Source organism: Neomoorella stamsii, from assembly GCF_002995805.1.
Lineage (GTDB): Bacteria > Bacillota > DSM-521 > Neomoorellales > Neomoorellaceae > Neomoorella > Neomoorella stamsii.
Window position 1 is genome coordinate 37,873 of record NZ_PVXL01000078.1, and the last position, 13,537, is coordinate 51,409.

Genomic DNA, 13,537 nt, shown 5'->3' on the forward strand with positions numbered 1-13,537 from the left:
AGTTAATGTAAAAAACTGCATAAAATTGAGCACTAACATTTCATTTTATAAATAACTGTCGCGGGAAATTGGCAAGCGTTTCACAACCATTTTCTGTTACTCTAAATGCCTCGCTGATCGAGACGCCGAAATCATCAAAATACATACCAGGTATACAGTGAAAAGTCATATTGGGTTGTAGTACGGTCTTATCACCCGGGCGGAGGCTTGCCGTATGCTCACCCCAGTCAGGGGGGTAATTCAAACCCATGGAATACCCGATACGCGATTCTTTTTCAAAACCATATTTTTTCAAAACCTTCCGCCAGGCCAGTTCAACTTCCTCGCAGGTTACTCCCGGCTTAACAGTATTTAAAGCTGCATTAAGCCCTTCAACTGTAATTTCCGCTACCCTTTTAACTTTGTCATCCGGTTTACCTATTGAAACCGTTCTCGCCATCGGAGAATGATAGCGCTGGTGACACCCCGCAATCTCAATCATTACAATTGTACCCGTGCTATATCTTTCATCCGTCCAGGTTAAGTGCGGGGCTCCCGACGTATCACCGGAAGGCAGGAGAGGTACAATAGAAGGATAGTCACCCCCAAACTCATCTGTTCCTTTTATCAACGAATTATAGATATTGGCCGCAACGTCGCATTGCCTGGACCCCGGTTCAAGGGATTCAATTGCAGTTTGCATGGCTTTCTCTACAATTTTGGCAGCTCTTTTCATCAATTCAATTTCTTTTGGTGATTTAATAATACGCACCCAGTTTACCAGTAAGTTGCCATTGACAATCTTAGCTTCAGGAAGCCCATTTTTAAGGCTCTCATAACATGTGGCAGTAAAATAATACGAATCCATCTCAACAGCGATTGTCTTCTTCCCTGCTCCCATGTCTTTTAATACGCCAGCCACAAAATCAAAAGGGTGTTTTTCAGTATTCTGGACATAATCATCACTATACCAGCGAACATGGGAAGCATCTAGCCAAGTAGTTTTCAAAGCACCACAAAAAGCATCCATATAACGCCCTATAAAAGTTGGTTGTTCATCATCTAGTGTAACTACCAGCACCTGGTGGACGTAAAAGGACCAGGCATTATATCCCGCAAGGTAGCACATATTGGCGGGGTCTGTAACCAGCAACACGTCAATACCTCTGGAACTCATGCTATCTTTAACTTTTTTCATTCGTGCAAGGTACTCTTCTTTTTCAAAAGGCATTAAAAGAGCCACCGGCAGATACCTCCTTGATAATTGGAAATGAGGGCAGGCAGATCGACCCGCTCGCCCGCCCCAGTTGAATTATTTAGCTAAACTCCTTAAAGAGCTTCTCGAAATCCTCTTCATTATCTTTGATATGATAGAGATATTCATCCGAAGGGAATATTCCGGTTTTTACCTCGCTTATATATTGCTGGAATGCATTTACTATAACTGATGATACATTGGCATACTTTTTGGCGAACTTTGGCGTAAAAGCCTGGTACATGCCCAGCATATCAGCACATATCAGGAGCTGGCCGTCGCAGGGCCCGGCACCAATTGAGTACACCGGGATGTCAAGTTTTTTGGCAATAAACTGGGTTACCTGCGGGGGAACGGCTTCAATAAGCAGGGCATAAGCGCCGGCTTCTTGAACGGCGAGGGCGTCTTTTATAACTTCCCTGGCGCTATCTATATCTCTTCCCCTGGCTTTAAAGCCTCCCAGCTGGCTAGAACTTTGCGGCGTCAAGCCGATATGTCCCATTACAAGGATACCCGCATCGGTTATGGCCCGGATACGGCTCGCTACCCGCCGTCCTCCCTCTAACTTGATGCAATCCACCTGGGCCTCTTTCAAGAAGCGCCCCGCATTTCTTACCGCCTCTTCGTCGGAAGCCTGGTAGGATAAAAAGGGCATATCACCTACAATCCATGTATTGGGCGCGCCCCTCCGCACCGCCTTGCAATGGGAAATACAATCATCCATTGTCACGGGAACGGTACTGTCGTAGCCGAGGATTACCATACCCATTGAATCGCCAACTAAAATCATGTCTACACCGGCTTGCTCGGCATAAGAAGCCATCAGGTAGTCGTAAGCAGTCACCCAGGCTACCTGTTCGCCTTGCCGTTTCATCCGCATAAAATCGAGAACCGTTCTCTTGGCCATTTATAACATCGCCTCCCTGGATTTATTATAAAGTACTATGATGGCTACGGCTTGGGTACTGCCAGGTCTTCGGGCCCGGCGGTAGAACATATAATTTCCGGGTTCAACCTTTTTATCCATTCCATGGTTACCTGTACCTGCCTGACTTTTTCCCGTGTCAGGAAGTTTAGATAACCGGGCTCAGCCCAGGACTTGTATAGCTCGCCTTCGCTTCTTCCGGGCTCAAACTTGAAGTATACCGGCGCGCATACCCGCGCAATCTCCGCGGCTTCTAAAAATCTATGGTAGCCTCCTATAGAATCAACCAGTGTCATATACACATCTATTGGAATATCTACTGCTTTTCGAATTGAGGCAAGCATGGGAAGGGATAAATCCGCCAGAGGATTAAACGTATTTGCTCCCAATTGCTTTAATAATCTCGCCCCGGCAGGACTGGCGTGACCTGTAAAACTCGATACTTTAAAGACCACGTCCTTCGGTAGTACCCCCTCGGCGCGCATTTGTACCAGGATTGTTAGCAAGCCTTCGTCAGTTACTAAAAAGCCACGTATGCCGGCTTCTATGCAACGTTCTATATCTTTGAGCACGCGGTAAGTATTGTCCATTCCCCGTATACGCATCCCTGATACGTAACCTTCAGGGGTTATATACATCCTGCCTGTATCCCAGGCGCGGCTGGGATAGGGTGTCATGATTATCTCATACTTCTTTTCCGCCGCCAGCCGGGCAAACGTTCTTAACTCCGAATTGGTAAGCAACGTTGCTCCTCTTACCGTACAAATTATACGGTGTACCGGCACATTTCTTTTTTCCGATTCTTCTATTAGTACTTCTAAATTGGCTACGTTTTCTATCCCCGATACTTCATTGCGATAATGGGCACCATCAGGAAACCTGTACGGCGAACTCGGTACATCATAGGCATCTTCAGCGGCATAGCCCATCCTCTCTAAAGCTTGTTTAATTACATCCATAGGTAAACACTCTCCTTTTAAAACTTTTATTTACAACTTTTATTTTCTATTATTTGGAACGTAATTCTATTTCATTTTTATAATAAATATTCTTCAATAATCTTGTCCTCCCTACTGCCTATAAAAATTCTTTAAATCAACCATCACGCATCTATACGTTGCAAATATCTTTTATGAATAGAAGCAACTAACGAATAGCTTGTATCTACCATATTGCCTACATATAATCCCCCCACTTGAGTTAATAACTCGTAAGCCTCTGCTTTCGTAAATCCATAATCCTCGGCTAACCAGGCAAGTAGCTCAGCATAAGCTATTCGCGCAGCATCTTCCATGGGTCGGGCGCTTCCTACTGCCATAATTTTGTCTTTGGATTCTATTCTTGGCCAAGCTATTTTTTTTCCTTTTATCAGGTCAAATTTTATAGTAGCTTTTGCAGTAATCTCACAGGCTACTCCGCATAATTCGCCCTCCCCTTGTGCAGCATGACAATCGCCCATATAGAAAAGTGCGCCTTTATTATATACAGGTAAATAAACGGTATTGCCAGCCGTGATATCTGGGACATCCATATTGCCCCCAAAAGGTCCGGGTGACATAGTTGATATTGCTTCAATTTCAGGAGCCACACCAAAAGTTCCATAAAAAGGTCGTACAGGAATTTTTACTCTAATTTCTTCGTTATACAGGTATTGCCGATTCTCGACTAATCTCCATATCCATACCTTTTCTTCCAGGCGTTCTTCTAAGTGTAATCCACCGAAATGTTTAAGGAAACAACTAACAGCATAATCCCTGGTAAGTTCTATGTCCTGAATCTCGACTTTAAGTGTATCCCCGGGTTCGGCACCTTCAATATATATTGGACCTGTTTGCGGGTTTAAGAATCTAACTGTAGCCAAGGCTTTTGAGGGTATATCTGCCTCAGTTTTAATCCTGCTTTTAAATGCATCTTCTGTATAAACAATTACTTCATTACCGGGTGTAATTCTCGCAACGGGTTCCAGGTAAGGGCTAAAAATATATTTATATTCTTCATTCTTAATTATTGTCGCCATAGTTCCCCTGCTTTCGCTTTAGACCCAACCGCGCTTTTCGATCGCTCGAGCAAGCTTAACTAGAGCATTAACCCAAGCCGCATTTCTTAATGAAATATCCTTTGACATGGCTACCTGATAAGTTTCCTGATAAGCTTTTAAAATTCTTTCCCGCAAACGATGCAAAACTGTTTCTAGATCCCAATAATCGTCAGTTAGGCCCTGGATACGCTCAAAACTGCAAACAATGGCGCTCCCGCAATTTGCTAGTACATCCGGGATAATAATCGTTCCTTTTCCTTCAAGAATTTTTTCTGCCTCATGAGTGACAGGCCCATTGGCGCATTCTATAATTAAACGAGCATTAATTTTATTAGCGTTTTCCACGGTTATAACACTCTGTACAGCAGCCGGTACTAATACATCGCATGGCAGTTCCAGTAACTCATTATTTGTAATGGATTCAGCATCCTGGAAGTTAACAACCGACCCAGTTTCTGCTACATGTAGCGCTAACTTTTCTATATTAAGCCCGACCGCTGAATAAACGCCCCCGTAGATGTCACTGACGGCTAATATCTTAAAACCTTCTTTATAAAGAAGACTAGCAATCATACGGCCTACTGTACCGAAACCTTGTATCGCAACTGACGCGTTTTGGGAAATGCCAAAATCTTTGACAGCTTGCATGGTAACATAAAATGCACCTGTGCCGGTGGCTTCCGCACTGCCCTGGGTCCCGTTTACTTCTACTGGCTTGTCGTTTATGGCAGCAGGGCTATGGTAACCCATTATTTCTTCAAATTCATCAAGCATCCAGGCTTGCGTTTTACCGCTAGTTCCTATATCGGCACCCGGGATGTCTATCCATGCCCCTTTTAAAGGAAGCTTGCGTATATAAGCTCTGGTAAGTCGCTCTAACTCCCTTTCACTTAATTCGGCAGGATTTACTCTGATGCCACCTTTCCCGCCCCCAGCAGGAATACCAGCAACGGCATGCTTAATAGTCATCCATAAACCAAGAGCTTTAACCGTATCTAAATCCAAATCAGGTGCAAAGCGTGTCCCATCTTTAACCGGCCCGAGGGCATCATTATAATGAACACGATAGGCCGTAAAAAGCTTGAATTCACCGTTGTCCATTTTAAATGGAATAGTAAACTCAAAGATTCTCTTGGGTTTGCTTAATATCTCTACCACATTGGGATCAAGATCTGCCAATCTGCTCGCAATGAATAAACTATTTAAAGCAGTTTCAAAAGGGTTATTACTCATGTTTTTGCCTCCAATTATTTTTTTGAACTAGAACCTTTCCTTACCTTTTCCCGTTTTATCACTGGAAGTCTTTATAAGTTAACGCTAAAACTACCCCCTTTATATCCTAGATAACTAGAAAGCCTTCTTGTAGCAACTTCAAGACCGTTTTTTATTTCCATGATTCTATTGAAATTAAGACGACTAGTCAGGCCGCTAACACTTACCGCCGCTCTGATCTCTCCGGTAAAATCTCTTACCGGCATGGCAATACAGGTTAACCCATAACAATATTCTTCACAATCGAGAGCATAGCCCTGCTCCCTTACTTTTTTAAGTTCATTAATAAGTTCATCCAGAGTTCTTATGGTATGAGGTGTAAAGCCTTCCAATTTTTCTCCTAATATTGACTTAAGCTGGTTGCTATCCAGTTCTGATATAAGTATTTTACCCAATGCAGTAGCATGTAATGGCTCGCATTCGCCAATGTTTACATTTGCTCTCAGTCTCAATTCCGGCTCTACTTTAGTAATAACAATTGTACGATTCCCGTCCCGAATTCCTAAGTTGACCGTCTCATCATACTCAGCACAGAGGTCCTCAAGTATACCAATATCAAAATTACCAACTTTGTGCTGTCTGGGCACAACATTACCAATCTCAAATAACGCCCACCCGAGACGGTACTTCGTAGTCTTGGCATCCTGTTCAACATAACGATAGGCTACCAACGTATTAAGTAAACGATGGACGGTACTCTTGCCCAGCCCTAATTGCCGGCTCAATTCGCTAATTCCCAGGCCCTCCGGACCACTTTGAGCCAAAAGCTTAATAATTTCCAAAGCCCTTTCTACAGTTTGGACAGGATATTTAACTTCTTTCTCCAGTTTCTCCAGCACCGGGATCTCCTCTTGTTCTGATATATAGAAAGGCTTTCTATTTTATTTTATTTTATACATTCGACGCTTCATCAAATAATCCTGCTAGCAACAAGAAAATTTTTTTGATTTAACTATTTTATAATCCACGCCTTACGGCCCGGGAAAAAGCTGCGGTCAAAGCCCGGGTAACCAGGACTGTCGTCATATCTTTACGATAGGCGCTGGACCCCCGGAGGAGACTGTCCCTGGGGCGGACCGCTGCTTTCGCTGCCGCCGCGGCCCTGGCGATTACGTCTGCGCCAGGCTCCTGGCCAATAAGGACCCTGGCCGCTTCCTCACACAGGAAGGGTTGCGGCGCCACCGGGGCGATACAGATGCGCGCCCGGGTGCATCTCCCCTCTACCACCTGGACCCGCACGGCAACATTGAGCATGGGCAGGGAAAGGGCCCGCCGGGGCGACAGGCGGGCAAAGGCCGACCCTTCGCCTTCTCCCCACAGTTCAACGGTAAACCTGGTCAATATTTCGCGGCTGGCATCCACTTTGGAGAGCCCGACGCCCTCATAGAGTTCTTCCACCGGTACCTGGCGTTCTCCCTCCCGCCCCAGGATGGTGGCTACGGCTCCCAGGGCCACCAGGGCTACGGCTGTATCGGCTGCCGGCTGGGCGTTAACCACATTGCCCCCCAGGGTACCTGCATTGCGTATCTGGGGTGAGCCGACGGCTGCAGCGGCTGCTGCCAGTGCCGGCAACTTCTCCCGGATAAGCTTTGCTGTTGAGACCTGGGTATGGGTTGCGGCCCCGCCCAGGATTATCTTACCGTTTTCTTCCGCAATTATCTTTAGTTCGGGAATGCGGGTAATATCAACCAGGGTATGAATTTGCCGTTTTTCTTCTTTGAGGTCGATTACCAGGTCGGTACCGCCGGCGATGAGGCGCGCCCCCGGGTGGGCGGCCAGCATGGCCAGGCAATCGGCCGGTGAGGTGGCAAAGAGGTATTGCTGGGGCATGTTATCACTCCTTAACCTTAAAACCTCTCCCACACCTTCACCGCCAGTTCCCGGGCCCTGGCGGCAATGGCCGCCTCGTCCAGGTGCAAGAGCCGCCGCTCCCGCATGAGAACTTTACCGCCAATAACGGTCGTGTCCACCAGGCCGCCGTTAAAGCCAAAGAGGAGGTGGCCAAACCAGTTGGCCGCCGTAAGGGGGGTCGGCGCGTGGTAATCCACCAGGATGACATCGGCGTAGGCGCCGGGCTCTAAGCGGCCCAGGGGATGGGGGAAGAACCGGGCCAGGATGCGGCGGTTATTCTCAAACACCATGGCCGGCACTTCACTCCAGCCGGCGTTGGGGTCGCCGGAGACAAGTTTGCGCAACACACTGGCTGTTTTGAGGGATTCAAACATATCGCTGGTATAGCCGTCGGTCCCCAGGCCAACCGTCACGCCGGCGGCCAGCATGTCGCCTACCGGGGCGCAGCCGACGGCATTGCCCATGTTGGATTCGGGGTTATGGACCACCAGGGTGCCGGTTTCCTTCAGGATGGCTATTTCCCTTTCGGTCACATGGACGCAGTGGGCGGCGATGGTCTCTGGTCCCAGGATGCGGTGGTCATACAAACGCTCCACCACCCGTTTACCCTCGCGTTCCAGGGCATCTTCTACGTCCTGGATGCCTTCGGCCACGTGGATGTGGAAGCCGCTGCCCACCTCGGCCGCTGCCTCCCGGCAGGCGGCCAGGGTGGCGTCGGAGAGGGTGAAGGAGGCGTGGAGGCCGAAGGTGGCGGTGATCAACCCTTCCTGGCCGCGGTATTTTTTAATGGCTGCCATATTCTCTTCAATACCTTCCCGCATAATGGCCTCACCGTCGCGGTCCGAAACCTCGTAGGCTAGGCAGGTCCGGACGCCGGTTTCCCGGGCCGCCCGGGCGATCATCTCCAGGCTGCCGCGGACGGCGCGAGGGCTGGCATGATGGTCCAGAATGGTAGTGGTACCGCTCTTAATGCAGTCGACCAGAGGGATCAGGGCGCTGTAATAGACATCCTCCAGGGTCAGGGCCTTGTCCAGGCGCCACCACAGCCGCTGCAGGATCTCCAGGAAATTGGTCGGCGGCGCGTCCTTCAGGGCCATGCCCCGGGCAAAGGTGCTGTACAGGTGCATGTGGGTATTGGTCATGCCGGGCATAATCACCATACCCCGGGCATCCAGCCATTCGGCCTCCGGGTAGCGTTGCTTCAATTCAGCCGTTGGGCCAACGGCAACTATCCGGTCACCGTCAATGGCCACCGCGCCTTCTTCCTGAAAGGGATTGCCCGGGTCCAGGGTCAACAGGCGGCCGTTACCAATGAGGAGCATACGTACACCTCCATAAAAGATATTGTACTTAACTAATCTGCCAGCGCTTTTTCTACAGCTTTAATGATGTTCTGGTAACCGGTGCAGCGGCATAGATGACCGGACAATTCTCTTTTAATTTCTTCCCGCGTATATTTTTTACCGCTTTCTACCATGGCGGTTGCCGTAAGGACATAACCGGGCGTGCAGAAACCGCACTGGATGGCCCCCTCTTCAATAAAGGCTTTTTGTACCTTGGAAAGCTCCCCGCTTTTAGCTATACCTTCTATCGTGACGATATTTTTGCCATCGGCCCAAACAGCCAGGTAAATACACGAGTCAACCGGCATGCCGTCGATGAGAACCGTGCAGGCGCCGCATTCACCAACGCCACACCCTTTTTTAACTCCAGTATATCCTAAACGGTTGCGCAAGACTTCAAGCAACGATTCACGAATGTCTACTTCCAGAGTTGCCTGTATCCCATTTACTGTAAAGGAAATTTTTTTAAGCAATTTCCTCACCCCCCGCCTTGACAATAGCCGCTTTCAGCGCCCTCTGGGTAAGTTCCTCAACCAGGTGCTCCCTGTATTCTTTCGAAGCTCGCCAGGAGGTCCTTGCCTTTGTCGATTTAACTGCCAATTTTCCAATTTCCGCTATGGTTTCCCGGGAGATTGTTTTGCCTTTAGCAAAGGCTTCTGCTTCGCGACATCTTAAAGGAGTTGGGCCTGCAACCCCCAGTCCAATCCTGACATCTGCAAATATATTGCCTTCCCTTATTTGGCAGATCACCGCCACACCTAAAGTAGCGATATCCATTGCCTTGCGCATGGAAAATTTAATATAATGTCCACCATAGCCTTGATAGTCCTCAGGGGCAACTATTATTTCCGTAAGGATTTCCCCGGACTTTAAATCAACCTTGCCAGGACCCCGGTAGAATTCCTGGATGGGAACAACCCTCTCCCCCAGCTTGCTTTGTAGCTTTAACCTGGCATTAAGGGCAAACAAGGTGGAAGCACTGTCGGCAGACGTGGCACCGTTGCAAATATTGCCGCCTATGGTAGCAACGTTGCGGATCTGCGGTCCCCCCATGGAAAGGGCAGCTTCTGCTAGAACAGGAATATTGTCTTTGATAACAGGAGCATTGACAACTTGAGTGAAAGTAGTTAACGGCCCGATTACGATAGTACCATCTTCAAGTTTACGAATACCTTGCAAGGATTTTATTTTACGGATGCTGAGCAACTCTGCTTTTTCAATCTGGCCATGATGCATTTTAATCAAAACATCCGTGCCGCCCGCAATGATGGTCAAGTTAGGATTAGCTGCCAGCAACTCGGTGGCTTCCTCTAATGTTGTCGCCTCATAGTATCCTTGAATGTTGTACACCCATCCTCACCACCTTCCTATATTAAGCCGGCTTCCTTGAACTTTTCAAAGACCCGCTGGGGGTTCATGGGTAGCCTGTTAAAGGCCACGCCAGTCGCGTCTAAAACGGCATTGCGAATCGCCGGTGCCACGGGAATAGTCGGCGGCTCTCCTAAAGCCTTGCAACCAAAGGGGCTGGTGGGCTCAAAGGTTTCGACAAAAGCCACGCCAATATCCGGGATATCCATTATCGTTGGCATTTTATAGTCCAGCAAATTATTATTCAGGGGTTTGCCGGTTTTTTCGTCAAACAACATCTGTTCTGCCAGCGCATAGCCAATTCCCATGCCTACGCCGCCATGCACCTGTCCTTCTGCTAATTGGGGGTTGATAATTTTACCTGAATCATGCACATTATATATTTCCAGGACCTCTATTTTTCCGGTTTTAAGGTCTACTTCAACTTCTGCAAAAGTAACACCAAAAACAAAGGCATTGATCCTGGCATTGTTGGACGTATCGCTTGTTATCGGTCTGGCAAAAACGGTATCATAATAAGTGTGCAAGGCCACTTCGGCAAGGGGCATGACAACTTCTCCCGAGTGTTTATAAACAATGTTTTGTTCCTTAATATCTAAGGCGTGGGCGGGTATATCGGTCATACCCCAGACAAAATCCAGGATTTTTTCTTTTACTTCTAATGCCGCTTTTGCCACCGCCATGCCGGTAATATAAGTCTGCCTGGAAGCATAGGCACCGGTGTCAAAAGGTGTAATATCTGTATCCTGGGTAGAAATGACATGCACCATATCTACGGGTATACCCAGGACTTCCGCCACCATCTGGGCAAAGACAGTATCGCTTCCTTGACCTATTTCGGTGGCACCGATTTGCAATTGGACGGAGCCGTCCTGGTTTAAAACAATTCTTGCTCCCGCCATTTCCAGTCCTACCGGATGGGTGCCGGAGGCGTAGCTGAAGCAGGCCATGCCTAATCCTCTGCGTTTCGTACCTGCTTGATTCTTATACCGCGCTTTTTTCTCATCCCATTTGATTAATTCTTTACCCTTTTCAATGCACTCGCGAATGCCGCAGCTCCTCACCGTGTTGCCATTCAAGGGATCTACATAGCCTTCATGAACGAGATTTTTCATGCGGAATTCAAGAGGATCGATATTAAGCTTCCTGGCAATATTTTCTAAGTGGCTTTCCACGGCAAAGGTTATCTGGGGTGAACCATAACCCCGCATGGCACCGGCAACGGGCAGGTTGGTATATACAGTTAATGGTTCGTATTTTAAGGCCTTCATGGGGTATAGAACCCTGAATTTGGAGCCCCCGGCCATTGCAATAGAATGTCCGTGGGAAGCATAGGCCCCGGTGTTGGAAATAGCCGCAATATGCATGCCGATTAGTTTCCCGTCTTTGGAAACGCCAGTTTTAATTTTATATTTAATGGCATGACGGGTGCGCGTATCGATCATGCACTCTTCCCGGGACAATTCCAGTCTTACCGGCCTACCACCCACGGCCAGGGTCATCAGGGCATTTAACGGTTCCAGGCAGACATCCTGCTTGCTGCCAAAGCCGCCGCCGACATAAGGCTTAATTACCCGTACCCTTCCCCAGGGGATACCCAGAGCCTGGCCGACGATTCTTCTTACAATATGAGGAATCTGCGTGGAAGTTACAATCACAATCCGGCCATCGCTGTCAACATAAGCACAGGATACATGGTTTTCTAACTGGCAGTGCTGGACAATACTTGTTTCCAGTTCATCCTCAAAAATATAGTCAGCTTCCTGGAAAGCCTCTTCAATAGCGCCGATTTCATAGCCATGAGAACTAAGGATGTTTCTTTCACAGTCATCATGGATTAAAGGCGCGCCTTCCCGCATGGCAGCTTCCGGGGTGAGCAGCGGCTCCAGTACTTCATACTCTACCTCAATTAATTTCAGAGCCTCTGCGGCTGTCAACTCGTCTGTGGCCACTACTGCCGCAATAGCATCCCCCACAAAGCGTGCCTTGTTGGTTAAAATAGTCCGGTCTTCTTTATCCCTGTGCTTCGGGTCCAGGGCATAGGGATGCCCTGCCGTGGCAAATTTGATTTTCGGCACGTCTGCATAAGTCAAAACCGCTTCTACACCTGGCAGGGCCCTGGCTTTGCTGACATTGATGTTTTTAACTATGGCGTGAGCATAAGGACTTCTTAATATTGTGCCGACCAGCATGTCTCTTTCTATAAAATCGCCGGTATATTTTGCTTGCCCGGTAACTTTGGCAACAGCATCAACCCTGTTTATGCTTTTCCCAACTACTGTATAAGCCATTTTACCCCCTCCGTAAATGGAAGTCAGATGCAGGATGTCGGAAGTCAGCGTGAGGGCGAACCGGCTATCATTGCTGCCGCCTTTTCTACGGCGGTGATAATTTTGGCATAGCCCGTGCAGCGGCATAAATTGCCCGACAGGGCGACCTTAATTTCCTCCCGGGTGGGATGGGGGTTCTGGTCCAGCAGGGCTTTGGCGCTCATAATCATTCCCGGGGTACAGAAGCCGCACTGGACGGCACCCTCGCTGATAAAGGCCTCCTGTAAAGGATGGAGCCGGCCGTCAGGCGAGGCCAGGCCTTCGATGGTAAGCACCTCCGACCCTTCAGCCTTGGCGGCAGGAACCAGGCAGGAGTTGACCGCCTGGCCGTCCATGAGTACCGTGCAGGCACCGCATTCCCCTTTGCCGCATCCCTCCTTGGTACCGGTGAGGCTTAAGTATTCCCGCAGCAGTTCCAGCAGGGTAATGTCTGCCGGGGCCTCGACCTGGTACTCCTGGCCGTTGACTTTTAGTTTAATCCTAGGCACTGGTTTCAACCCACCCCCCTGATAAATTTATCCTCGCGGAAACAAATATAATAAAGAAACCAGCTGACGGTTACCCTCGTAGTCGAGGTGATTCCGGTCACCTGGTAGAAACCCCCGGCCCCATCGCCGGGGTTATACGAGTTCACTAAAGTTATATTCGGCAAAAGCAACTTAAATCCTGCTAACAATTTTATCTTTGCGCCGTGAACATGAAGTGTTAAGCTTTTGGGGAAGATTGGGGTGGGACATCACGGCTCAAAACACCTTCCGCCTACTACTCCGACTGTGAAGACATTATGAAGAAAATATGAAGAAAGTCTGAAAGATTGCATCCCTGTCTTGACATATACCCAGATAGGGTAATATGCTGGGAGTAGGCTTTTATCTTATTAACTTCCAAATCAGGAGGGATTGGGGATGAATCATAGAAAGCATGGCTTGTTAATGCTCCTGGGTTGTGGCCTGATGATGGTGGCCGTATTTTTCTTACTGGCTCGCGGTACAGCTGCAAGTAGCAGCACTGCAGGTGGTAGTTGGGCCTGGCTGTTATTCTTACTTTGTCCCCTGATGCACCTTTTCATGATGCGCGGTCATAATCATGGTGAATGTCAGCATGGGGAGCAAAAGGCCAACAGCAAAGATCAGCCTAAAGTAGGAAAAACCCAGGTAGAGTAAAATAATTAAGAAG

13 protein-coding genes and 1 riboswitch are annotated in these 13,537 nt (G+C 48.4%); of the genes, 1 reads left to right on the forward strand and 12 read right to left on the reverse strand.

Annotated features, from left to right (window positions below; all coding sequences use genetic code 11):
• Positions 1-40: 40 nt before the first annotated feature.
• The 12 genes from MOST_RS15830 to MOST_RS15885 form a co-directional block, all read right to left on the reverse strand.
• Positions 41-1,210, reverse strand: a complete 1,170-nt coding sequence (locus MOST_RS15830; RefSeq protein ID WP_054936751.1) for a M24 family metallopeptidase — start codon at positions 1,208-1,210, stop codon at positions 41-43.
• Between the two features lie 85 nt (positions 1,211-1,295).
• Positions 1,296-2,141, reverse strand: coding sequence for a 3-methyl-2-oxobutanoate hydroxymethyltransferase (panB, locus tag MOST_RS15835; RefSeq protein WP_054936645.1), 846 nt, complete (start codon positions 2,139-2,141; stop codon positions 1,296-1,298).
• A gap of 44 nt (positions 2,142-2,185) precedes the next feature.
• On the reverse strand, positions 2,186-3,118 hold the full coding sequence (locus MOST_RS15840; RefSeq protein ID WP_054936646.1) for a hypothetical protein: 933 nt from the start codon (positions 3,116-3,118) through the stop codon (positions 2,186-2,188).
• Between the two features lie 143 nt (positions 3,119-3,261).
• Entirely contained in the window at positions 3,262-4,176 is a 915-nt protein-coding gene (locus MOST_RS15845) for an acetamidase/formamidase family protein (RefSeq protein ID WP_054936647.1), read from the reverse strand.
• Between the two features lie 18 nt (positions 4,177-4,194).
• Positions 4,195-5,430, reverse strand: a complete 1,236-nt coding sequence (locus tag MOST_RS15850; protein WP_054936648.1) for a Glu/Leu/Phe/Val family dehydrogenase — start codon at positions 5,428-5,430, stop codon at positions 4,195-4,197.
• 71 nt (positions 5,431-5,501) lie between these two features.
• Complete coding sequence (locus tag MOST_RS15855; RefSeq protein ID WP_208974839.1) at positions 5,502-6,308, reverse strand: IclR family transcriptional regulator; 807 nt, start codon at positions 6,306-6,308, stop codon at positions 5,502-5,504.
• A 118-nt stretch (positions 6,309-6,426) separates the two neighbouring features.
• Positions 6,427-7,299, reverse strand: coding sequence for an FAD binding domain-containing protein (locus MOST_RS15860; protein ID WP_054936650.1), 873 nt, complete (start codon positions 7,297-7,299; stop codon positions 6,427-6,429).
• A 17-nt stretch (positions 7,300-7,316) separates the two neighbouring features.
• Entirely contained in the window at positions 7,317-8,642 is a 1,326-nt protein-coding gene (gene ssnA / locus MOST_RS15865; RefSeq protein ID WP_054936651.1) for a putative aminohydrolase SsnA, read from the reverse strand.
• A 32-nt stretch (positions 8,643-8,674) separates the two neighbouring features.
• Positions 8,675-9,136: a xanthine dehydrogenase subunit XdhC gene (gene xdhC, locus MOST_RS15870; RefSeq protein WP_054936652.1), complete on the reverse strand. Its 462-nt coding sequence runs from the start codon at positions 9,134-9,136 to the stop codon at positions 8,675-8,677.
• Complete coding sequence (xdhB, locus tag MOST_RS15875) at positions 9,129-10,013, reverse strand: xanthine dehydrogenase FAD-binding subunit XdhB (protein WP_054936653.1); 885 nt, start codon at positions 10,011-10,013, stop codon at positions 9,129-9,131. The genes xdhC and xdhB overlap by 8 nt, the downstream gene beginning before the upstream one ends.
• 17 nt (positions 10,014-10,030) lie before the next feature.
• Positions 10,031-12,322 (reverse strand): xanthine dehydrogenase molybdenum-binding subunit XdhA, encoded by a 2,292-nt coding sequence (gene xdhA, locus MOST_RS15880; protein ID WP_054936654.1) that lies wholly within the window; start codon positions 12,320-12,322, stop codon positions 10,031-10,033.
• A 44-nt stretch (positions 12,323-12,366) separates the two neighbouring features.
• On the reverse strand, positions 12,367-12,849 hold the full coding sequence (locus MOST_RS15885; protein WP_054936752.1) for a (2Fe-2S)-binding protein: 483 nt from the start codon (positions 12,847-12,849) through the stop codon (positions 12,367-12,369).
• Positions 12,850-12,908: 59 nt separating this feature from the next.
• A riboswitch (purine riboswitch) is annotated at positions 12,909-13,009 on the reverse strand.
• A gap of 257 nt (positions 13,010-13,266) precedes the next feature.
• Here MOST_RS15885 and MOST_RS15890 point away from each other — a divergent pair.
• Positions 13,267-13,524, forward strand: coding sequence for a DUF2933 domain-containing protein (locus tag MOST_RS15890; protein ID WP_054936655.1), 258 nt, complete (start codon positions 13,267-13,269; stop codon positions 13,522-13,524).
• Positions 13,525-13,537: the final 13 nt, after the last annotated feature.

What these genes read in the sequence shown, in the direction of transcription:
- MOST_RS15830 (WP_054936751.1), bottom strand. Translation starts at nt 1,210, where the DNA reads ATGCCTTTTGAAAAAGAAGAGTACCTTGCACGAATGAAAAAAGTTAAA.
- panB (WP_054936645.1), bottom strand. Translation starts at nt 2,141, where the DNA reads ATGGCCAAGAGAACGGTTCTCGATTTTATGCGGATGAAACGGCAAGGC.
- MOST_RS15840 (WP_054936646.1), bottom strand. Translation starts at nt 3,118, where the DNA reads ATGGATGTAATTAAACAAGCTTTAGAGAGGATGGGCTATGCCGCTGAA.
- MOST_RS15845 (WP_054936647.1), bottom strand. Translation starts at nt 4,176, where the DNA reads ATGGCGACAATAATTAAGAATGAAGAATATAAATATATTTTTAGCCCT.
- MOST_RS15850 (WP_054936648.1), bottom strand. Translation starts at nt 5,430, where the DNA reads ATGAGTAATAACCCTTTTGAAACTGCTTTAAATAGTTTATTCATTGCG.
- MOST_RS15860 (WP_054936650.1), bottom strand. Translation starts at nt 7,299, where the DNA reads ATGCCCCAGCAATACCTCTTTGCCACCTCACCGGCCGATTGCCTGGCC.
- ssnA (WP_054936651.1), bottom strand. Translation starts at nt 8,642, where the DNA reads ATGCTCCTCATTGGTAACGGCCGCCTGTTGACCCTGGACCCGGGCAAT.
- xdhA (WP_054936654.1), bottom strand. Translation starts at nt 12,322, where the DNA reads ATGGCTTATACAGTAGTTGGGAAAAGCATAAACAGGGTTGATGCTGTT.
- MOST_RS15890 (WP_054936655.1), top strand. Translation starts at nt 13,267, where the DNA reads ATGAATCATAGAAAGCATGGCTTGTTAATGCTCCTGGGTTGTGGCCTG.